The sequence below is a fragment of the Desertibaculum subflavum genome (assembly GCA_003576705.1).
GTDB classification, from domain to species: Bacteria; Pseudomonadota; Alphaproteobacteria; order Ferrovibrionales; family Ferrovibrionaceae; genus Desertibaculum; species Desertibaculum subflavum.
Map to the genome: position 1 here is coordinate 53161 of QOZS01000017.1, position 25665 is coordinate 78825.

Annotated in this window: 29 protein-coding genes; 16 read left to right on the forward strand and 13 right to left on the reverse strand. The window is 67.2% G+C overall.

The window, feature by feature from the left end:
* Positions 1-10: 10 nt before the first annotated feature.
* On the reverse strand, positions 11-1024 hold the full coding sequence (locus DT074_RS11110) for an ABC transporter substrate-binding protein (RefSeq protein ID WP_119419919.1): 1014 nt from the start codon (positions 1022-1024) through the stop codon (positions 11-13).
* 97 nt (positions 1025-1121) lie between these two features.
* Between DT074_RS11110 and DT074_RS11115 the strand changes: the two genes are divergently transcribed.
* Positions 1122-1967: an NHL repeat-containing protein gene (locus tag DT074_RS11115; RefSeq protein WP_368744608.1), complete on the forward strand. Its 846-nt coding sequence runs from the start codon at positions 1122-1124 to the stop codon at positions 1965-1967.
* A gap of 6 nt (positions 1968-1973) precedes the next feature.
* Here DT074_RS11115 and DT074_RS11120 read toward each other — a convergent pair whose 3' ends face one another.
* Positions 1974-2186, reverse strand: coding sequence for a hypothetical protein (locus tag DT074_RS11120; RefSeq protein WP_162914817.1), 213 nt, complete (start codon positions 2184-2186; stop codon positions 1974-1976).
* Positions 2187-2569: 383 nt separating this feature from the next.
* On the opposite strand from DT074_RS11120, the gene DT074_RS11125 reads away from it, so the two are divergent.
* From DT074_RS11125 to DT074_RS28040, 4 genes are all read left to right on the forward strand, one after another.
* Entirely contained in the window at positions 2570-2851 is a 282-nt protein-coding gene (locus tag DT074_RS11125; protein WP_119419921.1) for a hypothetical protein, read from the forward strand.
* Positions 2852-2973: 122 nt separating this feature from the next.
* Complete coding sequence (locus tag DT074_RS11130) at positions 2974-3639, forward strand: dienelactone hydrolase family protein (protein ID WP_119419922.1); 666 nt, start codon at positions 2974-2976, stop codon at positions 3637-3639.
* 160 nt (positions 3640-3799) lie between these two features.
* Positions 3800-4465 carry a TetR/AcrR family transcriptional regulator gene (locus tag DT074_RS11135; protein WP_162914818.1) on the forward strand — a complete coding sequence of 222 codons (666 nt, stop codon included), beginning with the start codon at positions 3800-3802 and terminating at the stop codon, positions 4463-4465.
* The gene (locus tag DT074_RS28040) at positions 4462-5133 is read left to right on the forward strand and encodes a TetR/AcrR family transcriptional regulator (RefSeq protein WP_162914819.1); all 672 of its coding nucleotides are present in this window, start codon (positions 4462-4464) and stop codon (positions 5131-5133) included. Before DT074_RS11135 ends, DT074_RS28040 begins: the two co-directional genes overlap by 4 nt.
* Here DT074_RS28040 and DT074_RS11145 read toward each other — a convergent pair.
* Both DT074_RS11145 and DT074_RS11150 read right to left on the reverse strand, forming a co-directional pair.
* The gene (locus DT074_RS11145) at positions 5105-5359 is read right to left on the reverse strand and encodes a Rap1a/Tai family immunity protein (protein ID WP_119419924.1); all 255 of its coding nucleotides are present in this window, start codon (positions 5357-5359) and stop codon (positions 5105-5107) included. The two genes, DT074_RS28040 and DT074_RS11145, sit on opposite strands and share 29 nt — an antisense overlap.
* A gap of 74 nt (positions 5360-5433) precedes the next feature.
* On the reverse strand, positions 5434-6225 hold the full coding sequence (locus tag DT074_RS11150; protein WP_119419925.1) for a competence/damage-inducible protein A: 792 nt from the start codon (positions 6223-6225) through the stop codon (positions 5434-5436).
* A 119-nt stretch (positions 6226-6344) separates the two neighbouring features.
* Here DT074_RS11150 and sfsA point away from each other — a divergent pair, with 119 nt between their 5' ends.
* The 4 genes from sfsA (at position 6345) to DT074_RS11170 (ending at position 10709) form a co-directional block, all read left to right on the forward strand.
* On the forward strand, positions 6345-7088 hold the full coding sequence (gene sfsA, locus DT074_RS11155) for a DNA/RNA nuclease SfsA (RefSeq protein ID WP_119419926.1): 744 nt from the start codon (positions 6345-6347) through the stop codon (positions 7086-7088).
* Between the two features lie 13 nt (positions 7089-7101).
* Positions 7102-7953: a type I methionyl aminopeptidase gene (gene map / locus DT074_RS11160; RefSeq protein WP_119419927.1), complete on the forward strand. Its 852-nt coding sequence runs from the start codon at positions 7102-7104 to the stop codon at positions 7951-7953.
* Positions 7954-8022: 69 nt separating this feature from the next.
* The gene (locus tag DT074_RS11165; protein ID WP_119419928.1) at positions 8023-9381 is read left to right on the forward strand and encodes a M16 family metallopeptidase; all 1359 of its coding nucleotides are present in this window, start codon (positions 8023-8025) and stop codon (positions 9379-9381) included.
* A 44-nt stretch (positions 9382-9425) separates the two neighbouring features.
* The gene (locus tag DT074_RS11170; protein ID WP_368744609.1) at positions 9426-10709 is read left to right on the forward strand and encodes a M16 family metallopeptidase; all 1284 of its coding nucleotides are present in this window, start codon (positions 9426-9428) and stop codon (positions 10707-10709) included.
* Between the two features lie 6 nt (positions 10710-10715).
* On the opposite strand, the gene DT074_RS11175 is transcribed toward DT074_RS11170, so the two are convergent.
* Genes DT074_RS11175 through DT074_RS11185 form a run of 3 tightly spaced genes read right to left on the reverse strand, consistent with a single transcriptional unit; the run spans position 10716 to position 13939 of the window.
* Positions 10716-12548: an extracellular solute-binding protein gene (locus DT074_RS11175; RefSeq protein ID WP_119419930.1), complete on the reverse strand. Its 1833-nt coding sequence runs from the start codon at positions 12546-12548 to the stop codon at positions 10716-10718.
* A 56-nt stretch (positions 12549-12604) separates the two neighbouring features.
* Positions 12605-13387, reverse strand: a complete 783-nt coding sequence (gene hisN, locus DT074_RS11180) for a histidinol-phosphatase (RefSeq protein ID WP_119419931.1) — start codon at positions 13385-13387, stop codon at positions 12605-12607.
* A gap of 3 nt (positions 13388-13390) precedes the next feature.
* Positions 13391-13939, reverse strand: coding sequence for a c-type cytochrome (locus tag DT074_RS11185; protein ID WP_119419932.1), 549 nt, complete (start codon positions 13937-13939; stop codon positions 13391-13393).
* Between the two features lie 194 nt (positions 13940-14133).
* Here DT074_RS11185 and DT074_RS11190 point away from each other — a divergent pair, with 194 nt between their 5' ends.
* The 3 genes from DT074_RS11190 to DT074_RS11200 all read left to right on the forward strand — a co-directional run bounded on the left by DT074_RS11190 (position 14134) and on the right by DT074_RS11200 (position 16492).
* The gene (locus tag DT074_RS11190) at positions 14134-14889 is read left to right on the forward strand and encodes a 3-deoxy-manno-octulosonate cytidylyltransferase (protein ID WP_119419933.1); all 756 of its coding nucleotides are present in this window, start codon (positions 14134-14136) and stop codon (positions 14887-14889) included.
* Positions 14873-15751, forward strand: a complete 879-nt coding sequence (locus DT074_RS11195; RefSeq protein ID WP_119419934.1) for a prephenate dehydratase — start codon at positions 14873-14875, stop codon at positions 15749-15751. The genes DT074_RS11190 and DT074_RS11195 overlap by 17 nt, the downstream gene beginning before the upstream one ends.
* A 135-nt stretch (positions 15752-15886) precedes the next feature.
* Complete coding sequence (locus DT074_RS11200) at positions 15887-16492, forward strand: PAS domain-containing protein (RefSeq protein ID WP_119419935.1); 606 nt, start codon at positions 15887-15889, stop codon at positions 16490-16492.
* Positions 16493-16507: 15 nt separating this feature from the next.
* Here DT074_RS11200 and DT074_RS11205 read toward each other — a convergent pair whose 3' ends face one another.
* Positions 16508-16726 carry a hypothetical protein gene (locus DT074_RS11205; protein WP_162914820.1) on the reverse strand — a complete coding sequence of 73 codons (219 nt, stop codon included), beginning with the start codon at positions 16724-16726 and terminating at the stop codon, positions 16508-16510.
* Between the two features lie 99 nt (positions 16727-16825).
* Between DT074_RS11205 and DT074_RS11210 the strand changes: the two genes are divergently transcribed.
* From DT074_RS11210 to DT074_RS11225, 4 genes are read left to right on the forward strand one after another with little or no spacing between them, the layout of a single operon-like run.
* A complete protein-coding gene (locus DT074_RS11210; RefSeq protein ID WP_162914821.1) occupies positions 16826-17311 on the forward strand; it encodes an ATP-binding protein in 486 nt (161 codons plus the stop codon).
* Positions 17312-17314: 3 nt separating this feature from the next.
* A complete protein-coding gene (locus tag DT074_RS11215) occupies positions 17315-17674 on the forward strand; it encodes an STAS domain-containing protein (protein WP_119419938.1) in 360 nt (119 codons plus the stop codon).
* 10 nt (positions 17675-17684) lie between these two features.
* Positions 17685-18647 carry an MBL fold metallo-hydrolase gene (locus DT074_RS11220; protein WP_119419939.1) on the forward strand — a complete coding sequence of 321 codons (963 nt, stop codon included), beginning with the start codon at positions 17685-17687 and terminating at the stop codon, positions 18645-18647.
* Positions 18648-18653: 6 nt separating this feature from the next.
* On the forward strand, positions 18654-20753 hold the full coding sequence (locus DT074_RS11225; RefSeq protein WP_119419940.1) for a SpoIIE family protein phosphatase: 2100 nt from the start codon (positions 18654-18656) through the stop codon (positions 20751-20753).
* Here DT074_RS11225 and DT074_RS11230 read toward each other — a convergent pair.
* The 5 genes from DT074_RS11230 to DT074_RS11250 all read right to left on the reverse strand — a co-directional run bounded on the left by DT074_RS11230 (position 20740) and on the right by DT074_RS11250 (position 25587).
* Positions 20740-21342, reverse strand: a complete 603-nt coding sequence (locus DT074_RS11230; RefSeq protein WP_119419941.1) for an OmpA family protein — start codon at positions 21340-21342, stop codon at positions 20740-20742. The two genes, DT074_RS11225 and DT074_RS11230, sit on opposite strands and share 14 nt — an antisense overlap.
* Positions 21339-21794, reverse strand: coding sequence for a FecR family protein (locus DT074_RS11235; RefSeq protein ID WP_162914822.1), 456 nt, complete (start codon positions 21792-21794; stop codon positions 21339-21341). Before DT074_RS11235 ends, DT074_RS11230 begins: the two co-directional genes overlap by 4 nt.
* A gap of 76 nt (positions 21795-21870) precedes the next feature.
* Positions 21871-23298: a sensor histidine kinase gene (locus tag DT074_RS11240; protein WP_119419943.1), complete on the reverse strand. Its 1428-nt coding sequence runs from the start codon at positions 23296-23298 to the stop codon at positions 21871-21873.
* The gene (locus DT074_RS11245; protein WP_119419944.1) at positions 23295-23969 is read right to left on the reverse strand and encodes a response regulator transcription factor; all 675 of its coding nucleotides are present in this window, start codon (positions 23967-23969) and stop codon (positions 23295-23297) included. Before DT074_RS11245 ends, DT074_RS11240 begins: the two co-directional genes overlap by 4 nt.
* Positions 23970-24048: 79 nt before the next feature.
* Positions 24049-25587, reverse strand: a complete 1539-nt coding sequence (locus DT074_RS11250; RefSeq protein WP_119419945.1) for a DegQ family serine endoprotease — start codon at positions 25585-25587, stop codon at positions 24049-24051.
* Positions 25588-25665 lie beyond the last annotated feature (78 nt).

Sequence of the window (25665 nt, forward strand, 5' to 3'; positions counted from 1 at the left end):
GAAACGGTCGTCACTTCGGCAGGTCGAGATGGCCCTGGACGAAGCCGAGATCGATCATCGTCTTGGCGTCGGCACCGGCATCGACCATGCCCTGTGCCTTGTACCAGGCGACCTGCTCATAAAGGTTCTTCACCAGAAGCCGCCCCTGCGGGTCGATGAAGGAGACCGACGCCTTCACCTGGTCGGCGCTCGGCTCCGGCTTCACGTATTTCTGCAGGATCGGGATCAGCGCATCGGCCTTGGGCCCGAATACGCGCTTGCCCGCCGCGTCGCGCTGATGGAACGCATCGGCATAGTCAGCGGCGGCCTTGACGTAGGCCTTGACGAAGCGCTGCACCATCGGCCGCTTCTCAGTCGTGTTCTTGGTCGAGGTGAAGAGGGCGCCGAGCTGCCAGGGCGTGTGCTCGTGCACCCAGCCGATGATCTTGCCGGAGCCGTCCTTCTCCAGGCCGAGCGCCTGGTTGGCCGGCAGCAGCACGGAATCGACCTGGCCGCCCTTCAGCGCCGCCACCATGTTGGGCACCGATTGCAACGGCTTGAGCGACACGTCGCCGAGCTTGAAGCCGTACTTATCGGCCAGCATGCCGATGTTGTAGTGGAAGGTGGAGCCGACCTGGGTGATGCCGACCGTCTTTCCCTTGTAGTCCTTGGGCGAGCGGAAGCCCGCCTCGTAGGCCTTGGGCGTCACTACATAGGCGACGAAGTTATAGCCCGGTTCCTCGCGCGATTGCGCCGCGACGATCTTCAGCGCGCCTTTCGCCGCCAGGTTGAAAAAGCCCCCGGTCAAGCCGGTGATACCAAAATCGGCATCGCCGGATGCGACGGCAACCGCAACGGGTTGCGCCGCCTGGAAGAACTTGATCTCGACGTCGAGCCCTTCGGCTTCGAAATAGCCCTTTTCCTTGGCGATGAAGATCGGCGCCGAGGAGACGAAGGCGAGCGCGGCGACCGATGTCTTGTCGAGCGCGTGGGCGGTGCTGGCGGCGAACAGTAATGCGAGCGCGGAGCCGAGTATGGCGCGCATGTGATCCTCCCGGTTGTCGGCGCGACCCTATCGGCGCGATTCTTGCTGGTCAATTCGCGGTAGACTGACGGCCATTTGTCGAGCGGGGAGCAGCACAATGACCGCAAGCGAGATGATCGTCGGGCTCGGCGACCGGCGCTATCGCATGGAGCGCGACTGGGCGCGGCTGCCGCCGACCATGGCCTGGGGCTTCATCAGCCAGCTCGCGGTCGACGGGCTCGGCCGGGTGCATGTGCTGCAGCGAAGCGATCCGCCGGTCCTGGTCTTCGATGCGGATGGCAGCTTCGCCTTCTCCTATGGCAGCGGCCGCATCATCGACGGGCACGGCATTTCGATCGACCGCCGGGAGCGCGTCTTCGTGGTCGACCGCGACGCACACGAGATCGTCGCGTTCGATCGCGACGGCAACGAGCTGTTCGCGCTCGGCGAACGCGGCAATCCCCGTTTCGGCGCGCCGTTCAATCACCCGACCGATGTCGCGGTGGCGCCGGACGGCGAGATCTATGTCAGCGACGGCTATGGCAATGCGCATGTCCATCGCTTCAGCGCCGAGGGCGAGCATATCTCGACCTGGGGCGGGGCCGGCGAAGGGGAGGGGCTGTTCATGACGCCCCACGCTGTCTGGGTGCTGGAGGACGGCCGCGTCCTGGTGGTCGATCGCGAGAACGAGCGCGTGCAGGTTTTCGACCGCGAGGGCAAGTACCTTGCCAGCTGGGGCGGCTTCTTCCACCCGATGGATCTCTATGTCGACGATCGCGGCATGATCTTCGTCACCGACCAGGTGCCGCGCATCGCCATGCTGAAAGACGACGGCGTGCTGGCCGGTCGCTGCCGCGGGGCGATCAACGGTGCGCATGGCTTGTGGGGCGACCGGGCGGGCAACCTGTTTCTGGCCGAGCTCCCGCCGGCCCGGGTTACCAAGCTCGCCCGCCTCGCCGGTTAGCGCCGGTCAGACGGAGAGATCGATCTTGCCGTTCGGGTTGCCGCGCGGGCGGGCCGGCTGACGGTCGCGCTGGGTCGGGCCGGCGGCAGAACGGTCGGCCTTTTGATTCGGCGTCACCGGGCGCGCGGTGACCCGCGGCGCCGCCAGCGGGACCGGATTGGCCGGCGGGACGGACGCAGTCCCGATCGGCAATGGAGTGGATGGTGGCGTCACGTTCATCGACGGCACCTTTCTCAGGCTTCGATAAGCTTCCCCTCGATTCCTTTCCAATTTGCTAACAATCGCGCCGTTGCCGCGACCATTCTACATTCTTCGACCACGCCGATTCAGAACGTGGAGTGGCCCCACTGCGTCTTGGTTAATGTGGTTATTGCTTCGTCATTTGAAGAGAACGGATATTTCTTCGTTTTTCAAGAAATCGACGGATGAGCACGCTGGCGCCAGTGTAAGGATAAGTCGAAATATGGCCGGCGATTGAATTCGGAGGTCCGCTGTTCTAATCTTGACGCAGCCGACCCGGTTGCGGAGCCCAGGCCAGCCCGAGAACAACAGGTCCGAAGACAGGTTCAACAACGAACAGAATCGACAAGGAACTTCCGACAATGTGGTGGGAACGATATGGCGTGAAGCCGGTACGTCCGGACGACGCGGGTCGCAAGAAGTGGTTCGGTGCCGAACTGACGTTGAAGTCGGTGCCGCATCTCGAGAAGACCGTGAAGGCGGCGAGCGAGAAGGGAGCACTTGGCTGGTGGGTCACGCCTTGGCTGCAGACCGAGCGCGGCTCACAGGCGACGATCACCATCTACTTTGCGAAGCAGGGCCAGGCGAAGGCCTTCTCCAGCAGCCCGCCGCCGGCCCCGCGCGCGCGCGCCACGGCACATTGAATCTCCGATCCGCCATCACATACTGATCAGGTCACCGCCCGAGTATCGATAGCCTCTTCGCGGCCAAGGGCAGCGCCGCTATCGTCGCGCTCAATGAATTGCGTGCCGGGGAGATGAGGGCGATGGGCGAGACGATCAAGCTGCAAGCCGCCGATGGGTTCACGCTCGACGCCTACCGCGCGGCACCGCGCGGCACGCCGCGCGGCGCGGTGGTGATCGCGCAAGAGATCTTCGGCGTGAACAGCCATATCAAGGCCGTCTGCGATGGCTATGCCGCCGACGGTTTTCTCGCCATCGCCCCGGCACTTTACGATCGCGTCGAACCGGGCTTCGACGTCGGCTATGCGCCGGCCGACATCGAGCGCGGGCGCGCGTTGCGCGGCAAGCTCGGCTGGCCGGAGGTCATGGCCGACACGGCAGCGGCGGTGCAGGCCGCCCGTGCGGCCGGCCCGGTCGCGGTCATCGGCTATTGTTTCGGCGGCGGCGTCGCGTGGCTCGCCGGCACCCGCATCCCGGGACTGGCGGCGACCATCGGCTATTACGGCGGACCATGGACCGAGTTCAAGGCCGAGGCGCCGAAATGTCCGTCGCTGCTCCATTTCGGCGCCAAGGACGCGATGATTCCGGTCGCCTTGGCGGATGAAATGCGCACGCTGCATCCGGCCATTATCGCCCATGTCTACGAAGCCGATCACGGCTTCAACTGCGATCAGCGCAAAAGCCATGATGCCTTCGCCGCCACGCTGGCGCGAGCGCGTTCGATCGGCTTCCTCACTGCGGTCATGTGACAAGCTAAGGCGTTGACGACGGCCGGTTCTCGGCCGATTATCACAAATGTGAACGAGCTTGGCGCAGTGGACGCCGGGCCGCCGGTTCAGGGAGGCCGGACAATGCCATGCAACGGGTCGATGGGCGACGCGTGCCCGCTTCGGCATGCGGGGTAACCCGATGATGTCGTCTTCAGTGCGCGCGCCGCGCCGGCGGCGCCTCGCTGCGGATGCGCGCGAGGCCGAGATCCTGGCCGCGGCGATCGAGTATTTCTCGCTGGCTGGCCATGCCGGCACGACGCACGAACTGGCGCGCCGCATTGGCATCTCGCAGCCGCTGCTCTACCGCTACTTCCCGACCAAGCAGGTTCTGCTCGATCGGGTCTATGTCGAGCTGCACCGGCAGTGCTGGCGCGCCGATTGGACCGACCTGCTGGCGCGGCCGGCACCCGATTTCCCCGGCCGTCTGGTAGCGTTCTATCGATCCTATGTGGAGACCGTGTACCGGCGGCAATGGCTCCGCATCTTTCTGTTCACCGCTCTCTCGGGAGAGGAGCGCGAGCGCAACCTGAGCTATGTCGACCGCGTCGAACGCGACATCATCGATCCGATCTGTCGCGGCACCCGCCAGCATTTCGGGGGACCGGCGACCGACGACCTGCCGCTGACCCTGGCCGAGCGGGAGGCGGCTTGGAACCTGCACGGCGGGGCTTATTTCACCGGCGTACGGCGCGAGCTCTACGAGGCGGACGGCCCGGTGCCGCTGGAGCGCGCCCTCGAGCTGCTGGTCCGTCGGCATCTGCATGGGTACCGGGCCGCCGTTGCCTCGGTGGAGGCGGTCGCATGAATGAAGCGATCGTCCGCCGACGCCTCACACCGGCCGCGCGCGAGCGCGAGATCGTCGAAGCGGCAGCCGACTTCTTCGCGGAAGTCGGGCTGGACGGCCAGACCCGCGAGCTGGCCGCCCGGCTCGGGGTCACGCAGCCTCTGATCTATCGCTACTTTCCTTCCAAGCAGGCACTCATCGATCGCGTCTACGACGAGGTCTACCTGAACCGGTGGGACACGGCGCGAGAGCAGGCGCTGCACGATCGCTCGTTGCCGATCCGCACCCGCCTGATCGCCTTCTATCATCACTATGTGACCGAGCTTCTGACCGAGCGTTGGCTCAGAATCTACCTGTATGCCGCGCTCGAACATGGCTGCCTCAACCGGCGGCATGTGGAAATGCTGGAGCGGCGCGTGCTGCGCCCGATCTGCGTCGAGATGGCCGCGGCGGCGGGCGACCCTCGCGCCTTGGGCGCAATCCCGATGCAGCCGGCGCCGGCCGAGATCGAGGCCGTCCGGCAATGGCATTCCGGCATCGTGTTCTATGGGGTGCGAAAGTATGTGCACCGCACCGCCTTCGGCGATCACGCCGAAACGGTCGTTCAGGCGGCGGTTGATGCCTTGCTGGGGGGTGTCGGCACCGTATTGCCCGGCCCGGTCACTCGTCGCAGGAATACAGCTCCTTGAAGGCCGACAATACCGCCTTTTCTGCCGGTTCGCGGCCGAGCAGCTCCTGATCCGAGGCGGCCGCCCATTCGATATACGCTTGGCGCAAGTGCTCCGGCCGATAGCCGTTCGGCAGGCAGATCGATTTGTCGTCGCCGCTGGCGAGCGCGATGCGAGTGATGAAGCCGGTGCAGGGCTCGGCAGCCTGGCGACACAGCTGCGCGAGCTCGGCACCATTGGACGGCACTGTCGCGGCGGCCGCGAGGGACCCCGAAATCAGGCAAACTGCGAACGAGCTTCGCCGTATAACAGCTTGTGACCTCATATAGTTTCTGCCTCGAAGGGCTCCTCGCCGAAGCTGCGGACGAGGGCCTTGAATTCGTCCACCGCCCGGTCCAGCTCGGCGCGCTGCACGCCGCGGAACACGATCGTGGTGCCGGGCCGTCCGCCGGGCCGGAAGAACGGGTATGACCCGATGTCGATCCCGGCATAGCGCCGCTGCAGGGCGCCGAGCGGTTCGGCGATCTTGCCCTCCGGCAACGGGCAGCCGACGGCGCGCGACAGCAGCGGGTCGCCCCCGACCAGGCTGGGCCGCAGGCTCTTGAACATCTCGCGGAAGATGACCGGCACGCCGGCCATGACATGCACGTTGCCGATGCGGAATCCCGGGGCTTTGGAAACCGGATTCTCGATCAGCTCGGCCCCGAACGGAACGCGCGCCATGCGCAGGCGGGCCGGGGTTAGCTCGCCGGGCGGATAATGCGCGTCCAGGATGGCATGCGCACGCGGATCGACATCGATGCCGACGCCGAAGGCGCGCGCCACGCTGTCGGCGGTGATGTCGTCGTGGGTCGGGCCGATGCCGCCCGAGGTGAAGACATAATCGTAGGCAGCCCGGAGCTCGTTCACCGCCTTGATGATCGCCGCTTCGATGTCGGGCACGATGCGCGCTTCCATCAGCCGGATGCCGGTCTCGGCCAGCTGCTCGGCGATCCAGGCGAGATTGGCGTCCTTGGTGCGGCCCGACAGGATCTCATTGCCGATCACCAGCATTGCCGCCGTCACGATCCTGGGCGCGTTCTCATTGGCCACGCTTTGCGGCGCCTCCGCCATTCAACTTTCTCCTGCCACCGCGGCGCCGGCGATCATGCCATTCTCCGCGACGGATATACACGCCGTGTAGCATGGGCCGAACCCTTGCGGCGGGTTCATGCGCTCGCTAAAGGACCGGGATGCGGCTTCCCGGCCCATTGATTCCGGCGCGTCTGCTGCGGCGCTACAAGCGGTTCCTGGCCGATGCCCGGCTGGACGACGGGCGCGAGGTCACCGTTCATTGCCCCAATCCGGGCGCGATGACGGGTCTCGCCGAACCCGGTGCGCGCATCTGGCTGGCGGCGAGCACCGCCCCGGCGCGCAAGCTGTCCTATGGCTGGGAGCTGACGGAAACGACGGGCGGCCTGGTCGGCATCCACACGGGCCGGCCGAACGGGCTGGTCGCCGAGGCGCTGGCCGCCGACCGCATCCCCGAACTCACCGGATATGCGCGCATCGAGCGCGAGATCCCCTGGGGCGGCCATTCGCGCATCGATTTTCGCCTCAGCGCGCCCGGGCGGCCGGCCTGCTATGTCGAAGTCAAGAACGTGCATCTGGAGCGGAGCGGGCACCGGTCGGGCCTTGCCGAGTTTCCCGACTGCGTCACTGCGCGCGGCGCCCGCCACATCCGCGCCTTGTCCGAAGTGGTCGCGAGCGGAGGCCGCGGGGTGCTTCTTTTCGTGGTGCAGCGCGAGGATTGCGACCGCATGGCGATCGCCGCGGATATCGACCCTGCCTATGCCACGAGCCTCGCCCGCGGGTTGACTGCCGGGGTCGAGATCCTATGTTACGACTGCTCGATCAGCCGGGAAGATATTGATTTAAGGCGACCTTTACCTCTGGTCGGCCTCTCTGGTCCGGACCGGCTGGCCGCTGCGGAATGAGGATTTCAGCCCGATGAACTACGTCGTTGCCGATGCCGTCGGCCTCCGGCGCACCAATGCCATCAAGCTGCACGGACCGGACGGGTTCGAGGGCATGCGCCGTGCCGGACATCTGGCTGCCGCGACGCTGGATTTCATCGCGCCCCATGTGCTTCCGGGTGCCAGCACGGGCGAGCTCGACCGCCTCTGCCACGATTTCATCGTCGAGCGCGGCGCGGTGCCGGCGCCGCTCGGTTATCGCGGCTATCCGCGATCGATCTGCACCTCGGTCAATCATGTCGTCTGCCACGGCATCCCCGACGACAAGAAGCGCCTGCAGGCGGGCGACATCCTCAATATCGATGTCACCGTGATTCTGGACGGCTGGCACGGCGATACCAGCCGCATGTTCGCGGTCGGCGATGTAGGCGTGAAGGCGCGCCGGCTCTGCGACGTCACCTACGAGGCGATGATGCAGGGCATCGCCCAGGTGAAGCCGGGCGCACGGCTCGGCGATATCGGCCATGCCATCGAGACCATCGCGCGCCAGCAGCGCTGTGCCGTGGTGCGCGACTTCTGCGGCCACGGTCTTGGCCGCGTGTTCCATGACGAGCCGAACGTGCTGCATTACGGCGCCGCCGGCACCGGGCCGGAGCTCAAGCCCGGCATGTTCTTCACCGTGGAGCCGATGATCAATCTCGGCACCTGGGAGGTGCGCCTGCTCGGCGACGGCTGGACCGCGGTGACCCGCGACCGGTCGCTCTCCGCCCAGTTCGAGCACTCGGTCGGCGTGACCGAGACGGGCGTGGAGATCTTCACGCTCTCGCCGGCCGGCCTGCACAAGCCGCCCTACGACCTGCCCGGCACGGCGCCGAAGGCGGCGTGATACCCTGCCGGCGGCGGGTAACCACGATGTGTAAGATTCCGTTCGGCCTGTCCTGCTAGAAGGGCCTTCATGTCGATTCACGCAAGGATGATGTCGGCGCTCGCAGCCGCGGCTGCGGTGCTGGCGGCCGTGGCGCTAGCAAGCCCGGCCGGTGCCGCCAGTTTCGATCCCAAGACCTTCCGCCTCGCCAGTGGGCTGGACATCGTGGTGATCGAGGACCACCGCGCGCCGGTCGTGCATCACATGGTGTGGTACCGGGTCGGTGCTGCCGACGAGCCCCCGGGCAAGTCCGGCATCGCGCATTTCCTCGAACACCTGATGTTCAAGGGCACCAAGCTGATCGGTCCGGGGGAGTTCTCCAAGATCGTCGCCCGCAATGGCGGTCGCGATAACGCGTTCACCTCGCAGGACTACACCGGCTATTTCCAGACCGTGGCGGTCGACAAGCTCGACCTCGTGATGGGGATGGAGGCCGACCGCATGGCCAACCTTGCCATCCCGCCGGACGAGGTCGAGCGCGAGCGCGAGGTGATCCTGGAGGAGCGGCGCAGCCGCACCGACAACAATCCCGGCGCTCTGCTGGCCGAGCAGATGACTGCCGCGCTCTATCTCGCGCATCCCTACCGCATCCCGGTGATCGGCTGGATGCACGAGATGCAGGGCCTGACCCATGCTGATGCCGTCGCCTTTCATCAGGCGCATTACGCGCCCAACAATGCCATCCTCGTGGTGGCCGGCGACGTTCAGCCGGAAGCGGTGCGGGCGCTGGCGGAGAAGCATTTCGGTCCGATCCCGGCGCGCGAGCTGAAGCCGCGGAAACGCCTGCAGGAGCCGCCGCACATCGCCGCCCGCCGGGTCACGCTGGAAGATGCGCGGGTGAAGCAATCCAGCCTGTCGCGATACTACCTGGCGCCGAGCTACAGCACGGCGGAGGGACGGGAAGGGCACGCGCTGACCGTGCTGGCGGAGATCCTGGGCGACGGCCGCACCGGCCGGCTGCACAAGGCGCTGGTGGTGGGCGAGCGGGCGCCGGCGGTCTCGGTCAGCGCCTGGTATCAGGGAACGGCGCTGGATCTCGGCAGCTTCGGCATCGGCGGGCGGCCGCGCAATGGCACCGATCTGGCCGCGCTGGAGACGGCAATCGACAAGGTGATTGCCGAGCTCCTGGAGAACGGCATCACCGAAGAGGAGCTGGCGCGGGCCAAGAGCGGGCTGCTCGCCGGCGCAGTCTTTGCCCGTGACAGCATCTCGACCACGGCGCGCATCTTCGGCAGCGCGTTGACCACCGGCAGCACGGTCGAGGCAGTTGAGGTGTGGCCCGAGCGCATCGAGGCGGTGACGGCGGCAGAGGTGCTGGCCGCCGCGCGCAAGGTGCTGGATCCGCGCCGGTCGGTGACCGGCTATCTGCTGCCCAAACCGACCACGTGAGCCCGATGCCGCATGTAGTCCGCGTTTTCGCAGTTCTTGGCCTGTTGCTTCTTGCGCCACTGGCGGCGGCGGCAGGGCCAAAGATCGAGATGGTGAAGAGCCCGGGCGGGATCGAAGCCTGGCTGGTGCGCGAACCGTCGATCCCGATCATCGCCATGGAAGTCGTCTGGCGCGATGCCGGCGAGAAGCGCGCGCCGGCCAACCAGGCGGGCATCGGCGGGCTCCTGGCCGCCATGCTGGACGAGGGGGCCGGCGATCTCAACTCGCAGGCCTTTGCCGAGCGCCAGCAGGACAACGGCATCTCGGTGAGCTTCAGTGCCGGCCGCGACCACTTCTCGCTCAGCTTGCGCAGCCTGTCGCGCAGCGCCGGCACCGCCTTCGAGCTTGCCGAGCTGGCGCTGACCCGACCCCGTTTCGACGACGAGGCGCTCGAGCGTTTGAAGCGCAGCATCGCGACCCAGCTGATCCGCGACCAGGAGCAGCCGGGCACCATCGCCTCCACCACGCTGTATGCGACAGCCTTTCCGAGCCACCCCTATGGCCGGCCGCAGCGCGGCACGGCAGAAAGTGTGAGCGCGCTCGGCCGGGAGGATCTGAAGGCGTTCCTCGCCAACGAGCTGACGCGCGACCGTCTGGTCATCGGCGTCGTCGGCGACATTACGGCCGAGCAGCTCGGACCGGTGCTCGATCGCTTGTTCGGCTCCCTCAAGGCGAAGGGGGATCCGGTCGCCGTGGCCGAGCAGCCGCCCGCGCTGCGCGAGCGGCCGATCGTGGTCGACCGCGACCTGCCGCAGAGCGTTGTGCAGTTCATGGGCCACGGCGTTCGGCGGGATGACCCCGACTACTACGCCGCCTATGTGATGAACTACATCCTGGGCGGCGGCGGGTTCAATTCGCGGCTGACCGTCGAGGTGCGGGAGAAGCGCGGGCTCGCCTATTCGGTGTACAGCTATCTGATCCCGATGCGGGAAAGCGGCATCTGGCAGGGCGGCGTCGCGACGCGCAACGACCAGGTGGCCGAAAGCCTTCGCGTGATCCGCTCGGAGCTCGACCGCATGCGCAAGAAAGGGCCGGGCGAGAAGGAGCTCGCCGAGGCGAAAACCTTCCTCAACGGGTCCTTCCCGCTGCAGCTCTCCTCGAACAGCGCCATCGCCGGCACGCTGGTCGGCATGCAGCTCGCCGATCTCGGCCCGGACTATATCGACGAGCGGCCGAAGCTGATCAACGCCGTCACGGCCGATGACGTCCGCCGCGTGGCCGAGCGCCTGCTCGATCCGTCGAAGCTGCTGGTCGTGGTTGTCGGTCGCCCGGTCGGCCTCGGCGGCTGAGGCACGTCAACGCTTCAGAGCTTCTTCCTTAGCACGTACCTCTGCATCCTTGGCCGGCGCCACCCACCATGCCTGCAAGTCGACGCCATAGGTTGGGTTCACCTTCGGCTTTTCGAACCGGTTCCAGTAGGCAACCCGGTCGACGGCGACGTGCCATTGCGGCACAACGTAGTGGTTCCACAGCAGCACCCGGTCGAGCGCGCGCGTTGCCGCGGTCAGCTCTTCGCGGCTATGCGCCTTCACAATCTCTTCGATCACCTCGTCAACCACGGGATTGCGGATGCCCGCAAGATTTTGACTTTCGTGCCGGGATGCCGCCGCGCTCCCCCACATGTTGCGCTGCTCATTACCTGGAGAATCCGATTGTCCCCAATTTCCGACCACCATATCGAAGTCGAAAGTGCGAACGCGCTCGGTGTACTGGGAAGAATCCACCGTGCGAATGCGCATGGTGATGCCGAGACGTTCGAGGTTGCGGGCGAAAGGCTGGGCGATGCGTTCGAACAATGGACTGACCAGTAGCAGCTCGAACTCAAGCGCCTGACCCGAGGCGTTGACGAGTTTCCGGTTCTTGATCTTCCATCCGGCGCTTGCAAGCAGCTGCACCGCCTTGCGGAGGTTCTCGCGGTTGTTGCCGGAACCATCCGTCTTCGGTGCATGAAAAGGCTTGGTGAAAACCTCCTCCGGAATCTTGCCTCGGTACTTCGCAAGCAGGGCAAGCTCGGCACCTTGCGGCAGACCGCGGGCAGCGAATTCGGAGTTCGAGAAATAGCTCTCAGTGCGAGTGTATTGCCCATAGAAGAGGTTCTGGTTGGACCATTCGAAATCGAAGGCATAGCTGATCGCCTCGCGCACGCGCGGATCGGTGAACAGCGGGCGACGCGTATTGAACGCGAAGGCCTGCATGCCCGTTGGCCGCTTGTGGGGGACAGCTTCCGTCACGACTAGGCCTGCCTGACGGGCCGGGAAGTCGTATCCGGTTGCCCATTCCTTCGCGGAATTCTCGAGCCGGAAGTCGTACTGGTGCGCTTTGAATGCCTCGAGGGCAACCGTCGCATCGCGGAACATGCTGATTTGGATACGATCGAAGTTGTGGCGGCCGCGGTTGATCGGCAGATCCTTCGCCCACCAATCCTTCACACGTTCAAGCGTCACCGAGCGATTGGCGTCGACCTGCGCCATACGATACGGCCCACTGCCGAGTGGCGGCTCCAAGGTGGTGGACTCGAAGTCTCGCGTCGCCCACCAGTGCTTGGGCAGCACCGTCAGCTGGCCAAGGATTTGCGGAAGCTCGCGGTTTGGCGGGCCGGACAGAGTGAACTTGACCCTGTGCGGATCGAGTGCCTCCACCTTGCCCACGTTGGCGTAGTAGAAGCGATAGATCGGACGTCCTTTGGATCTCAGAGTGTCGAAGCTCCAGACCACGTCCTCGGCCGTAATCGGCTTGCCGTCATGCCAGCGCGCGTCCGGCCGGAGGTTGTAGATGACGTAGCTCAGGTCGTCCGGGACCTCGGCGGAGGCGGCAATCGCGCCATACGCGGTCGACATCTCATCAAGCGAGCTCTCCATCAGGCTCTGATAGACAAAACCTAGCCCGGGCGCCGGATCGCCCTTGATGATGAATCCGTTCAGATTGTCGAACCCACCGATGGAATGGAGCCTCAGATCGCCCCCCTTCGGCGCATCCGGATTGACGTAGTCGAGATGCTTGAAGCCTGGCTTGTATTTCGGCTCGCCGACCAGCGACAGCGCCTCGAAGCGCTTGAGCTCCTGGGCGTTTAGCGGGGCTTGGGCCGCGGCGGTCAGCGCCAGCAGGATCAGGGCGGCAAGGCGCAGCATCGTCGGTCTCCCGGCAGTTGCGATCTTTTGCGATATCGACGGCGCGGCGTCGGTGGTCAAGCGGCGAGCAGGCCGATCACCGCACGGTGAAGCGCCGGATCGCCGGAGGCGAGCACGCGGCCGTCGCTCTGCATGCCGAGCGGCTGCCCACGCCAATCGGTGATCAGGCCGCCGGCGCCCTGGACGATCGGGACGAGGGCCGCGAAGTCGTAGAGCTTGAGCGGCGCCTCGATCCAGAAATCGGCGAAGCCGAGCACCATCATGCCGCAGCCGTAGCAATCGGTGCCGTAGCGCAGCAGCCGCGCGGTTTGGCGCAGCCGGTCGAAGCGCTCGGTATCGGCCGGGCCGAACTGTAGGGGCGAGGTGGCAAAGCCGGACGCCTGCGCGATCGAAGCGCAGCCGCGAGTGCGGGTTGGCCGGCCGTTGAAAAGGGTCGGCTGGCCAATGGCCCCGATCCAGCGCTCGCCGCTGATCGGCTGGTCCATCACGCCGAGCACCGGCACGCCGTCGCGCAGCAGGGCGATCAGCGTGCCGAAGATCGGCAGGCCCGAGATGAACGCCTTGGTGCCGTCGATCGGATCGATCACCCAGACATGGCTGGCATCCGATCGGTCGCGGCCGAACTCCTCGCCGATCACGCCATGATCCGGCACTTCGCGGGACAGCAGATCGCGGATCGCCTGTTCGGCACCGCGATCGGCCAGCGTCACCGGCGTCTGGTCGGGTTTGGTCTCGATCGGAATCGGCTGGCGGAAGTGCGGCCGGATGGCGGCGCCGGCGGCGTCCGCCAGCCGGTGTGCGAGCGCGATGTGGCGATCGGCGAGAGCCGGCCCGGTCAGGGCTTACTTCCCCGGCAGCGGCGTCGGGCTGTCATCCTGGGTCCGCAGCCAGGCAATCAGATCGGCCCGCTCGGACGGCTTGCTGATGCCGGCGAACGCCATCTTGGTGCCGGGCACGAACTTCGCTGGCGCATGCAGGAAGGCGCTCAGATCCTCATACGTCCATTCGCCGCCCTTGCCCGTGAGGGCCGACGAATAGGCGAAACCGCCATGCGTGCCCTTCGGGTTGCCGACCACGCCATAGAGGTTCGGACCGACCTTGTTCGCGCCGCCCTTCTCGATGGTGTGACAGGTGACGCACTTCTTGAAGATGGTCGGGCCCTTGCCGGGATCGGCCGAGGCGAGCAGGTCGGCGATCGGTGGCTCGGCCGCGGCCGGCGCGCCGCCGGGCGTGGACGGCGCGGAAGCCTCCTCGACGCCCGGGACCTTGTAGGCGGCTTCGTGCAGCACCTTCGGCGCATAGACGATACCGGCGAGGTTCTGGATGCCGAGCACCAGCAGCAGGCTGAACAGCACCGCGGCGGCGACCTTGTTGAGCTCGAAGGAATCCATCGACCCGACCCCTGCCTCGTATCCTGGCACCAACCCCTGGAATCCGTCGGGGATTCCCCTCGGAAGCGCCCCTTCGTATAAAGCAAAAGACCCTGCGCGCAACCGGCTTGGGGGGCGGCTGCGACCGCGCGTCGCAATGCCCGCCGGCCCGTCCGGTCGGTGCTTTTGCAAGGCAAAACCGCTATCTGGAAGGCATGAGCGCGCCGCGCCGACCCCTGATCGCCATTCCCGCCCGGCTTGCCTCCACGCGGCTGCCGGACAAGCCGCTGGCCGATATCGGGGGCGAGCCGATGATCGTGCATGTCTGGCGCCGCGCCATCGAGGCCGATATCGGGCCGGTCGTCGTGGCGGTGGCGGAAGCGGCGATCGCCGATGCGGTGCGTGCGGCCGGCGGGATCGCCGTGCTGACCGACCCGGCCCACCCCTCCGGCAGCGACCGGGTGCACGAGGCGGTGATGCGGCACGATCCGGATCGGCGCCACGACGCGGTGATCAACCTGCAGGGCGACCTGCCGGCACTGGAACCGGCCGCCATCCGCGCCGTGGTCGCCCCCCTGGCGACGGCCGAGGTCGATATCGCCACATTGGCGACGGTGATTCGCCACGAGGCCGAGCTGGCTGATCCCAACGTCGTCAAGGCGGTGATCGCGCTCCCGCCCGGCGCCACGATCGGCCGGGCGCTCTATTTCAGCCGCGCGCCGGTTCCGGCGGGCGAGGGGCCGCATTGGCACCATATCGGGATCTACGGTTACCGGCGCACCGCGCTGGAGCGCTTTGTGGCGCTGCCGCCCGGCGTGCTGGAACGGCGCGAGCGGCTGGAGCAGTTGCGCGCGCTGGAGGCCGGCATGCGGATCGATGCCGGTCTCGTTGACACCGTACCGCTGGGCGTCGATACTCCCGCGGACCTCGCCCGAATTCGGCAAATTCTCTCCGATGAATCAAAGCGTTAAAGCCGGTCCGGCGGCGCAACCGGCACGCCGCGTCGCGTTCCAGGGCGTGCCAGGCGCCTATTCGCACCTCGCCGCGCGCGAGGTGTATGGCGACGATTTCGAGCCGGTGCCCTGCACCGGCTTCCAGGACGCGTTCGACGCCATTGCCGAGGGCAAGGCCGATCTGGGCATGATCCCGATCGAGAATTCGGTCGCGGGCCGGGTCGCCGACGTCTACCGCCTGCTGCCCGATTCCGGCCTCTACATCGTCGGCGAGCACTTCCTGCGCGTGCGGCATCACCTGCTGGCACCGGCCGGCGCCAGCATGCAGTCGATCAAGCGGGTCTACAGCCATCAGCAGGCCCTGGCGCAGTGCCGCAACCTGACCCGGGACATGGGCTGGCAGGCCGTCGATGCCGGCGATACTGCCGGTGCCGCACGCGACGTTGCGGCCCGCGGCGACAAGGAGGAGGCGGCGATCGCCTCGAGCCTCGCCGGCGAGATCTACGGCCTCAATGCGCTGCGCACCCATATCGAGGACGTGATCGGCAACACCACGCGTTTCGTCGTCATGGCGAGGCGGCCGATCGAGCCGGATCCGCGCGCATCGGACCCCTATCTCACCAGCTTCGTCTTCAACGTGCGCAACGTGCCCGGCGCGCTCTACAAGGCGATGGGCGGCTTCGCCACCAACGGCATCAACATGGTGAAGCTGGAAAGCTACATGACCGATCACAGCTTCACCGCGACATTGTTCTACGCCGAGGCGGAGGGACACCCGGCGCACAAGAACATGGAGCGTGCCTTCGAGGAGCTGCAGTTCTTCTCGACCCGGCTCAAGGTGCTCGGCGTCTACCATCAGTCGCCCGCGCGGCGCAGCTGACCTTCGTCGGCGCCGGCCTGCGCATGGAAGGGGATTTGCCCTCCGCGCGGCCGGCCGCATCGTTAGCAAACACTTCACCATCGCCGCAGAACTATCCGGCGCCACGGAACGCCATTTTGAGTGCCGCATTTTAAGATGGTCGCGATCCAGAAACCGCCGATCGGAACCCTTGCGCTGCCGGACGACCTTCGCTCGCCGGACAGCGCCGTATTCATTCAGGCCTGGAATCGCTGGCGTGGCGATCGCGTGCTGCCAAGCCGCAGCGACTTCGACCTGGGGTCGATCAAGCGATTGCTGCCGCGTGTCATCCTGCTGGAAATCCGCTCGCCGACCGAGGCGACCTTCCGGCTCGCTGGCACCTGGATCACCCGGGTTCTGGGCATCGAACTGACCGGGCGGAACTATCTGGAGCTGGGCGATCCGGCCGATCGACAGGAGCGGGCCGCACTGCTGTTCGCGGAAGTGGCGCAGCCTTGCGGTGCGGTGATGATCTATCCGATGCAATATGCATCGGGGCGGGCGGCGCCGGTGGAGGTGATCTCGGTCCCTGTGGTCGGCGATGCGCCGAGCGGTCCGCCGCTGGTCTTCGCGTTGCTGACGGAGCTTGCACCGACCGGTTTCGCGGAGCCCCTGGCCGCGGAGGTGGCGCGTCAGCTGCCCACCGGACGACAGCTGCGCTTCTTCGATATCGGTGCCGGCACACCGGACATTCCGCCCTATTCGCCGCGCTCCGTCGATTGAGGTCGGTGGCGGCGCCTATGGGCGCATGAAGTTGTAGTCTTCGTCCGGATCGAGATTCTCCAGCGCCGCCTCCAGCTCCCGCCGGATGTCGCCGGCACCGCGCGTGCGCCGGAACAGCTCGATCGACATGCCGAGCAGCGCCCGGCCCACGGTGTCGGCCGGATGGCCGGCCCTGGCGGCATCGGCCATTGCCGCTTCGACATGGGGATGCACGATTGACCAGATATCCGACATCGCGGACCTCGTTGTGCCTGACACGACGGCCAGCCTGCCGAGGGTGTATGTATTGGCATTGCGGTCGATCAATCCGGGAGTGACCGGAGAGGCAGGGGCGTGACGGGAAAGCCCATTCACATGCCGCGGCTCCGATTGGTCGGCCAAGCGGCCGAAATCGGCCCGGCGGTCGATACGGTGCGGCGGTTTGCGCTGGCCGCCGGATTGCCACCGGAATCCTGCGATGCGCTGGCCCTGGCGGTCGACGAGGCGGTCAGCAATATCCTGCGCCACGCCTATGACGCGCCGGTCGATTCCGCGGTGACCATCGACGCCGCGGCGGACGGGGAGGGCATCGAAGTCGTGCTGGCCGACCGGGGCCGGCCGTTCAGCCCGCTCGACCGGTCGCCGCCACGCCTGGAGGGCGGCGCGGCCGACCGCCCGGTCGGCGGGCTGGGAATTCACCTCATGCGCACGCTGGTCGATCGGATCGACTATCGGCGGGAAGGCGACGTCAACCGCCTGACGCTCAGCAAGTATCGAACCGCGGCCCTTGCGGCCGGCGCGCCACGAGGTGAAGATGGCGCCGACGATACGGGGGCTTAGCCGATGGATCAGCGGTCCATAGCGGACGTGACGGTGCTGAGTCCGACCGGCCGCATCGATCTGGATACCACCCCGCCGTTGCAGGACTGCCTGCTGCCGCTGACCCAGGTGGCCAGCGCCAAGGTCGTCGTCGACTTTGCCGGTGTCAGCTACATCTCCAGTTCCGGCCTGCGTGCACTGATGTTGGGGGCGAAGGCGGCCAGGGCGGCGCAGGGTCGCCTTGTCGTCTGCTGCCTTAACCCGGCCGTGGCTGAGATTTTCCGCATCAGCCGATTCCACCTCGTCGTCGAAGTGCAGAACGATCTGGCGGCTGCATTGGCTGCGCTGTCGTCCTCGGCGGCGGCGGCCTATCGCCACGGATGACCGGACGGTGATGCACGTCCGCTTCTGGGGCACCCGGGGATCATTGCCGGCACCGCTCGACGCGGCCGGCGTGCGCGCGAAGCTGAAAACGGTCTTGGCGCGTGCGCGCGGGCACGCGCTGGCCGATGATGCCGCCATCGAAAGCTTCATCGACCAGTCTCTCGGCTTCGCGGAGCGCGCGACCTTCGGCGGCAACACCGCCTGCGTGGAGGTGGATACCGGCGCCGACGAACACCTGATTCTCGATCTCGGTTCCGGCGCGCGCGCGCTCGGCAATTGCATCATGGCCGGTGGTCGCCCGGGCAAGCGCGCGGTCTACAACGTGTTGCTGTCGCATCCCCATTGGGATCACATCATGGGACTGCCATTTTTTGCGCCGGCCTATATTCCGGGGCACAGGATTCGCATTTTTGGCGGCCACACCGATCTCGAACATGCGCTGCGGCGCCAGCATGCCGCGCCGAATTTTCCGGTCGAGTTCGACCAACTCGGTGCGCGCGTGGAGTTCGTAGCGCTGGATCCGGCGCGCAGCCACCGGATCGCCGGTGCCGATATTGGCCTGATGCGGCAGCATCATTCCGGTGATTCCTACGGCTACCGGATCACGCAGAACGGTCGCTCGCTGATCTACTCGACGGATTCCGAACACAAGATCGAAGCGGCGGCCGATGCCTATCCCTTTGTTGATTTCTTCCGCGGCGCCGATCTCGTGATCTTCGACGCGATGTACTCGCTCGCCGAGGCCTACACGATCAAGGAGGATTGGGGACATTCGAGCAACCTCGTCGCGGTGGAGCTCTGCCACCGCGCCGGCGCCAGGCGGCTCTGTCTCTTCCATCATGACCCCAATGCGGACGATGGGGCCATCGAAGCGCTGTTGAGCGACACGGTGAAGTACGAAGCGCTGAGCCGGGACAGCGCGGCACCGCTGGAGGTCGTGGCCGCCTATGACGGCCTCGAACTCGACCTGTAGCGGCGCATGAGCGAGGCGATCGCGCCGCGTCTCGGATGGCGGCGGCCCTGGTCCGGCGTGCCGGCGGCCGTCCTGCTCGCGGTGCTCTGCGCGCTGTTCCGCTACGGCGATCTCGCGCCGATCGAGGCCTTGCGGCTGGCCGGATTCGACGTCTTTCAGCGCGTCCTTCCACGGCAGTTTCCCGAACACCCGCCGGCATTGATCGTCGACATCGACGAAGAGAGCCTGGCGGAGCTGGGGCAGTGGCCCTGGCCGCGCTGGCGTGTCGCGGCGCTGGTCGAGCGGATCCTGGCGGCCGAGCCAGCCGCCCTGGCGATCGATGTGCTGTTCGCCGAGCCCGACCGCCTGTCGCCCGAGCGGGTCGCGACCGAGATGCCGGGCCTGCCCACGGCGGCCCGGGAAATGCTGTTCACGCTGCCGTCGAACGACGAGCAGCTGGGCCGGGCGATCGCGAAGGGGCCGGTCACCCTGGCGGTGGCCGGCACCGATCTCGCCGGTTCCACACCTCTCTCATTTCGTACGCCGACCCGTCTGATCGGTGCCGTTCCGGACGCATCGGCGTCAGGCTTCCCCGGCCGCATTGGCAGCCAGCAGGCTATCCGTAGGGCTGCGCGCGGCGAAGGCGCCGTGAATGTGCGGCCGGAACGGGACAACATCGTGCGTCGCGTGCCCGCCGTCGTCTGGATCGGCGCGCATCCAGTCCCTCTGCTGGCGGTCGATGCGCTGCGCCTCGCCGCCGGGGCCGGCGCGCTCGGCATCGTCGGGGACGAGGCCGGAATCGTTGCGGTTCGCTTTGCCGATTTCGTGATGCCCACTCTGCCGGATGGGCGCGTATGGCCGCGGCTGACGCCGCACCGGCCGGAGCGCTTCGTTTCGGCGCTCGCGATCTTCCAGGCCACGAGGGCGCTGCCGGCGCTGGCCGGGCGCGTCGTCATCCTCGGCAGCACCGCGACGGCGCTGGGAGATTTTCATGCGACGGCGATCGCGCCGCGAATGTCCGGTCCGGAGATCCAGGCACAGGTGATCGAGGCGGCGCTGGAGGGTGAGCTGCTGCGCCGCCCACCGCGCGAGCATCTGGTGGAGGCGGCGGTCGTCGGGCTGTTCGCGGCTCTGGTGGCGCTGGCGCTGCCGTATCGGCGCCCCGTGCTTGCGGCCGCCATGCTGGCGGGCGCGGTGGGTGCGCTGCTGGCGATGAGTTTCGCGGCTTTCGCCGGCCTCCGCCTGCTGGTCGACGGTCTGACACCGGCCGCCGCCGGATTTGTCGTGTTCGGCCAGATGCTGTCGGCGCAGCTCGTCACCACCGATCGCGAGCGGCGCCGCATGGCGGAAGCCTTGCAGCGTGAGCGCGAGCTGGCGGCGCGCCACGAGGGCGAGCTGGCGGCGGCGCGACAGATCCAGATGGGGATGCTGCCGCAATCCTTCCCCGTCCGCCCGGAGATCGAGATCCACGCCAGGCTGGAGCCGGCCAAGGCGGTCGGCGGCGATTTCTACGACGTGGCGGCGTTGCCCGATGGGCGTATCTACTTTGCCGTCGGCGACGTCTCCGGCAAGGGCGTTCCGGCCGCGCTGTTCATGGCCTTGGCCAAAGCATTGGCGCGCGCCGGCGCGCGCCGGGCCGTCCCGGTCGATGTCATGGTCACCGCTGCGAACGCGGAGCTCGCGGCGGAGAACCCGGCGATGATGTTCGTGACCCTGCTGGCCGGTATCGTCGATCCCGTCAGCGGCGAAATTGCCATGGTCAGTGCCGGGCATGAGGCGCCGCTTTGCCTGCTGCCGGGACGGGAGCCGTCACCCATCGACGATACGGGCGGTCCGCCGCTCTGCGCCGACGAGACCTTTGCTTACCCGTCGGTGACTTTCCGGCTGCAGCCCGGCGCGACGCTGCTGGTGGTGACCGACGGGGTTGCCGATGCCCGTTCGAAGGCCGATGAGTTCTACGGCAGCGAACGCTTGCTGCATGTCGCGCGAAGCTTGGCAGGACAGCCGGCACGAACAGCGGTCGACGCCGTTTTTGACGATGTGCATCGCTTCGCCGCCGGGGCGGAGCCGCATGACGACATCAGCGTGCTGGCGATCCGCTGGCTGGGCGCGGCTAGCGGACGGTGATCTCGACCCGTCGGTTGCGCGGCTCGTCGATGTTGTCGGCGGTCGGCATCAGCGGATCGACCTCGCCGCGTCCGGTGGCGATGATCCGGTCGCCATCGAGGCCGCGATCGATCAAGGTCTGTCGCATCGCCCAGGCGCGCTGCAAGGATAGGCGCGCATTGTAGTCGTCGGCGCCCTGCCGGTCGGTATGGCCGACGACCTCCACGTCGTAATGTCCCCGCTCGCGGATATCGGCGAACACGGCCTCGAACTCGGCCCGCGACGCCGCCGTCAGAAGTTCGGAATCGAACACGAAATAGAGCCGGAATTGCCGTGGCGGCCGGGGCCGGGCGGCAAGGGCAGCGCCGAAAATCTTCTCCACGTCGCTCGGTTCGACCGTCACGGCTTCCGTGGCACCGCGGGGATTGCGATGCGCGGCCATGCGGGTTTCGTCGAGAACGAGCTCTCCCGAAGCCGATTGCACGACGATCGAACCGACTTTGCCGGTGCTGTCGGGCTGCAGCACAAACAGCTCCTGGCGGTACTTGTCGCAGGCGCCGAGCAGTGCCAATCCGACGAGCGCGAGGACGCGCAGCAGGGACCGGCTCATTCCTCGACCCGCACGAGAAAGGTCGTCCCGCGCACGGCCAGCACCGCGGTCGGCGTGCGGACCCGCATGGCGCCGGGCGTGCCGCGGGCGATATCGCCGCTGGTGGCGCTGAGTGTGCCCTTGCGCAGGGTGGCGAGCGAGCTGCCCTGCAGTTGGGCCGAATCGTAGATGAACTCGTCGAGCGCAAGCTCGCTGCCCGGACCGGCCGACAGCAGCGAGTTGTCGGCGAGGGTCACGCCGGCAGTGCCGTCGTGACCGGTGGCGATGATGTCGCCGCGGGCGAGAGCCATGCCGACCGAGGCCGGCAGCGCCGTCGCGCCGCGTCGCACGGTGACACTGCCCTGCACGGTCTTCATCCAGCCGATCGCGTCCGCCGGCACCGCATCCTGCGCCTGCGCGACCGACGGCGCCAGCAGCAGTGCCAGCCCCACTCCCAGCGATGCGAGCCGCATGTGGATTCCTTCCCTCGGCGTGGACCGTCCCGCGACAGGGTAGGCCCGTACAGGCATCGCCGTCCATTGACGGCCGTCACGCCGGCAGCAGCAGCACCGCGCGCAGGCCGGGTTCGTTGTCGCGCAGTTCGAGCCGGCCGCCATGCTGGCGGGCGACCGCCGCGGCCAGTGACAAGCCAAGGCCGCTGCCGGGGCGCGACCGGCTGCGCTCGCCGCGGTAGAAGCGCTCGGTCACGCGGCCCCGTTCGGGCACGGGAATGCCGGGGCCGCGATCGGCGACTGTGACAACACCATGCTCGCCTTCGCGCGCGACGCCGACCGTGACCACCTTGCCGTCCCTGGCGTATTTGATGGCGTTGTCGATCAGGTTGCCTATGGCCTGGGCCAATAGCTGGCCATCGCCCCGCACCCGGGTTTCGGAAGGCGGCTGCAACGTGAGCTCGACACCGTCTTCCTCCGCGACGGCCCGGTAGAGGTCCACGACATCCTCGAGCACGGTGGCCAGGTCCAGGGTCTCGAACGTCTTGCGCCTGACACCGGCATCGACCTCGGCGATGCGCAGCAGCGCGTTGAACGTCCGCAACAGCTCGTCGATATCGTCGAGCACCGGATCGAACGGGGTCGTGTCGGATTCTGATGGGGCGGAGACGCGCGCCATCTCTTCCAGCCGGCCGCGAATGCGGGCGAGGGGGGTGCGCAGGTCATGGGCGATGGCGTTGGACACATCGCGCACGCCGTCCATCAGCCGCTCGATCCGGTTGAGCATGTCGTTGATGGTTTCGGCCAGAAGATCGAATTCGTCCGGCGTGTCACGATGGGCGAGGCGCCGCGACATGTCGCCGGCGACGATGGCTTCGGTCGTTCGGCGGATCGCGTCGACGCGACGCAGCACCATGCGGCGCAGCAGCCAGCCGCCGGCGACGGCGAGAAGGGTGGTCAGAATGAGGCTGGTCAGCAATGTCTCGTTGATCAGCTTGCGCAGCTCGATCCGCTCCTCCGCGTCGCGCCCGACCAACAAGCGGAAGCCACCGGGCAGCGCATAGAGGCGCAGCCGGATCACGCTGCGATGGCCGTTGCGCGCCACCGGGAACTCCAGGAAGCCGTCGTCGCTCGCCTGTACCGGCGGGAAGCTCGACAGGTTGCCGGCGAGGATCTCGCCCGACGGGTCGGCCACCGCGTAGACGGCGCCGATCCGTTCGTTGTCGCGCACCCGGGCACGAATCAGGAGCACCAGGCCCGGCAGGCCCTCGCTCCGGTAGCGCTCGGCCAGGCTGTCGACATCGGCGCGGACCGCCGCGTCGGTGGCCCGCGTCAGGCTTTCGGTCGTGGCGAAGCGGATGTAGCCGATCACGACGAGCGAGGAGATCGCCAGCAATGCGGCAAACAGCGCGGCAAGCCGGAAGCCTGTCGAGCGGATCAGCGCGAGGCCGGGATGGTGGCGAAGTTGCGCCGGCGCATCGTCGATAGCGGCAGCCTCCGCGCGGTCGGGCAGGGCGTCGGTCACGCCTGGATCATATAGCCGGCGTTGCGCACGGTGTGGATCAGCGGCTTGTCGAAGCCCTTGTCGATCTTGCTCCGGAGCCGGCTCATATGCACGTCGATCACGTTGGTCTGCGGATCGAAATGATAGTCCCAGACCGCCTCCAGCAGCATGGTGCGGGTCACCACCTGGCCGGCATGGCGCATCAGGTATTCCAGGATGCGGAACTCGCGCGCCTTGAGGTCGATGGGCTGGCCGGCGCGTGCCGCCTTCTGGGCGAGCAGGTCGAGTTCGAGATCGCCAACGCGGAGCACCGTCTCGCGTGTGCTCTGCGAGGCGCGGCGGCCCAGCGCCTCGACCCGCGCCAGCAGCTCGGCGAAGGCGAAGGGCTTGGTCAGGTAGTCGTCGCCGCCCGACTTGAAGCCGCGCACCCGCTCGTCGATATCGGCGAGCGCGGTGAGGAACAGCACAGGCACGCGGCTGCCGCTCTCGCGCAAGGCCCGCACGATGCCGAGGCCGTCGATGCCGCCCGGCAGCATGCGGTCGACCACGACCACGTCATAGGGCTCGCCGGCAGCGAGGAACAGGCCGTCCCGCCCGGTGCCGGCATGGTCCACCGCATGGCCCGCCTCGGTCAGGCCCTTGCGGACGAACTGGGCGACCTCTTTGTCGTCCTCGATCAGCAGGATGCGCATGTGTCGAGCTTAGTCAGAGTCGAGGGGGCCGGGGAGCCCGTAGGCCTCCCGGCCCCGTGTGTCCACGGATATGCTTGGCTCACGCATCGTCGAGGGGCAAGGCGACGTACTGGGAGACGCCCCTCCGCAGCACCAGCAGGGCGATTGCCTTGTTGTCGGATTTCTTATGCTGCTGCACCGCGTCGGCCACGTCGGAGGGCGACGCGACGGCGGTCGACCCGACCTTCGTGATGACGTCACCGGGCCGCAGGCCGGCCTCCGCGGCAGGGCTGTCGTCTTTGATGCCCGTGATGACCGCCCCCTTCACGTCATCCTGCAGGCCGAACCGTGCCCTGGCGGAGCTGTCGAGCGGTGCCAGGGCGAGGCCGAGGGTTGCGCCGGATTGCTCGGCGCCGCTTTCGCCGCCGGCACTTGCCTGCTGTTGCCTGGACGCTTGGCCGGGACGCACTTCGAGTGTCGTTCTCTCGCCTTCCCTCTGGACCACCACCTTGGCCGGCTTGCCGATCGGCGCTTCGGCGACGGCGCGTGCCAGGTCGCGGGGCTCCCCGATCTTGTGGCCGGCAAACTCGACGATGACATCGCCTTGCCTAAGGTTGCCCTTGGCGGCCGGCGAATCCGGATCGACGCCGGCAATCAAGGCCCCTTCCGCTTGGCTCAGCTTCATGGCCTTGGCGAGTTCATCGGTCAGCGGCTGCATGCGCACGCCAAGCCAGCCGCGCTCGACCACGCCCTTGGTCTTCAGCTGCTCGATCACGGGCTTGGCGAGCGAGGCGGGAACGGCGAACCCGATTCCGACATTGCCGCCGCTCGGGCTGAAGATCGCGGTGTTGACGCCGATCACCCGACCTTGCAGGTCGAAAGTGGGGCCGCCGGAATTGCCACGATTGATCGGAGCGTCGATCTGCAGGAAGTCGTCGTACGGCCCGGCGCCGATATTGCGGCCGCGCGCCGACAAAACGCCCACTGTCACCGTGCCCGACAGTCCGAACGGATTGCCGACCGCCATTACCCAGTCGCCGACGCGGATCTGGTCGTCGCCGCCGAAGGTGACGTAGGGCAGCTCGCCGCGTGGCTCGACCTTGAGCAAGGCGAGATCGGTCTTGTCGTCCCGTCCGATCAGCTTGGCGTCATAGCTCTGCCCGTTGGTGAGGCTGACTTTGACCTCGTCGGAGTTTCCGACCACGTGATTGTTGGTCACGATGTAGCCCGCCGGGTCGACGATGAAGCCCGAGCCCAGGCTGTGCCCGCGCCGGGTCGAAGGCCCCTGGGGCGCGCCGAACCGTCGGAAGAATTCCTCGAAAGGCGTGCCTCGCAATTCGGGCGGTACCGGATTGCTCTCGGCCTTCTCGACCTGGGTCGCGACGATCTGCACCACAGCCGGTTCGACGCGCTCCACCAGATCCGCGAACGAGGCCGGCATCGCCCTGTTGCCGCCCTGGATCTCCGAGGAGATCGAGGGGGCGGCAAAAGCGGGGGACACGAAGGGATTGTCCGGTCGCGCCCCGCCGCCCAGATAGTAGCCGCCCATGCCGGCGAGCACGGTCGTGGTGGCGAGGCCCAGCGCGAGGCGCCGGTGCCAGCTCGGTTGGCGGCGGGGCGTGGGATTCTCGGCGTTCATGGTGCTTGCTCCGTTGCGTCTGAAGGTCGCAATGTTCGGGAATGATGTAGGCGAGCGGCGGTTCCGCCGGCCTTGCCG

Excerpts from the sequence above, each read along its gene's own strand:
- DT074_RS11125 (WP_119419921.1), top strand. The coding sequence starts at position 2,570 with ATGTGGTGGGAACGATATGGCGTGAAGCCGGTACGTCCGGACGACGCG.
- DT074_RS11165 (WP_119419928.1), top strand. The coding sequence starts at position 8,023 with ATGTCGATTCACGCAAGGATGATGTCGGCGCTCGCAGCCGCGGCTGCG.
- map (WP_119419927.1), top strand. The coding sequence starts at position 7,102 with ATGAACTACGTCGTTGCCGATGCCGTCGGCCTCCGGCGCACCAATGCC.
- DT074_RS11225 (WP_119419940.1), top strand. The coding sequence starts at position 18,654 with ATGAGCGAGGCGATCGCGCCGCGTCTCGGATGGCGGCGGCCCTGGTCC.
- DT074_RS11190 (WP_119419933.1), top strand. The coding sequence starts at position 14,134 with ATGAGCGCGCCGCGCCGACCCCTGATCGCCATTCCCGCCCGGCTTGCC.
- DT074_RS11120 (WP_162914817.1), bottom strand. The coding sequence starts at position 2,186 with ATGAACGTGACGCCACCATCCACTCCATTGCCGATCGGGACTGCGTCC.
- DT074_RS11250 (WP_119419945.1), bottom strand. The coding sequence starts at position 25,587 with ATGAACGCCGAGAATCCCACGCCCCGCCGCCAACCGAGCTGGCACCGG.
- DT074_RS11245 (WP_119419944.1), bottom strand. The coding sequence starts at position 23,969 with ATGCGCATCCTGCTGATCGAGGACGACAAAGAGGTCGCCCAGTTCGTC.
- DT074_RS11135 (WP_162914818.1), top strand. The coding sequence starts at position 3,800 with ATGATGTCGTCTTCAGTGCGCGCGCCGCGCCGGCGGCGCCTCGCTGCG.
- DT074_RS11195 (WP_119419934.1), top strand. The coding sequence starts at position 14,873 with ATGAATCAAAGCGTTAAAGCCGGTCCGGCGGCGCAACCGGCACGCCGC.
- DT074_RS11110 (WP_119419919.1), bottom strand. The coding sequence starts at position 1,024 with ATGCGCGCCATACTCGGCTCCGCGCTCGCATTACTGTTCGCCGCCAGC.
- DT074_RS11130 (WP_119419922.1), top strand. The coding sequence starts at position 2,974 with ATGGGCGAGACGATCAAGCTGCAAGCCGCCGATGGGTTCACGCTCGAC.
- DT074_RS11230 (WP_119419941.1), bottom strand. The coding sequence starts at position 21,342 with ATGAGCCGGTCCCTGCTGCGCGTCCTCGCGCTCGTCGGATTGGCACTG.
- DT074_RS11220 (WP_119419939.1), top strand. The coding sequence starts at position 17,685 with ATGCACGTCCGCTTCTGGGGCACCCGGGGATCATTGCCGGCACCGCTC.
- sfsA (WP_119419926.1), top strand. The coding sequence starts at position 6,345 with ATGCGGCTTCCCGGCCCATTGATTCCGGCGCGTCTGCTGCGGCGCTAC.
- DT074_RS11150 (WP_119419925.1), bottom strand. The coding sequence starts at position 6,225 with ATGGCGGAGGCGCCGCAAAGCGTGGCCAATGAGAACGCGCCCAGGATC.
- DT074_RS11235 (WP_162914822.1), bottom strand. The coding sequence starts at position 21,794 with ATGCGGCTCGCATCGCTGGGAGTGGGGCTGGCACTGCTGCTGGCGCCG.
- DT074_RS11175 (WP_119419930.1), bottom strand. The coding sequence starts at position 12,548 with ATGCTGCGCCTTGCCGCCCTGATCCTGCTGGCGCTGACCGCCGCGGCC.
- DT074_RS28040 (WP_162914819.1), top strand. The coding sequence starts at position 4,462 with ATGAATGAAGCGATCGTCCGCCGACGCCTCACACCGGCCGCGCGCGAG.
- DT074_RS11200 (WP_119419935.1), top strand. The coding sequence starts at position 15,887 with ATGGTCGCGATCCAGAAACCGCCGATCGGAACCCTTGCGCTGCCGGAC.
- DT074_RS11215 (WP_119419938.1), top strand. The coding sequence starts at position 17,315 with ATGGATCAGCGGTCCATAGCGGACGTGACGGTGCTGAGTCCGACCGGC.
- DT074_RS11205 (WP_162914820.1), bottom strand. The coding sequence starts at position 16,726 with ATGTCGGATATCTGGTCAATCGTGCATCCCCATGTCGAAGCGGCAATG.
- DT074_RS11115 (WP_368744608.1), top strand. The coding sequence starts at position 1,122 with ATGACCGCAAGCGAGATGATCGTCGGGCTCGGCGACCGGCGCTATCGC.
- DT074_RS11185 (WP_119419932.1), bottom strand. The coding sequence starts at position 13,939 with ATGGATTCCTTCGAGCTCAACAAGGTCGCCGCCGCGGTGCTGTTCAGC.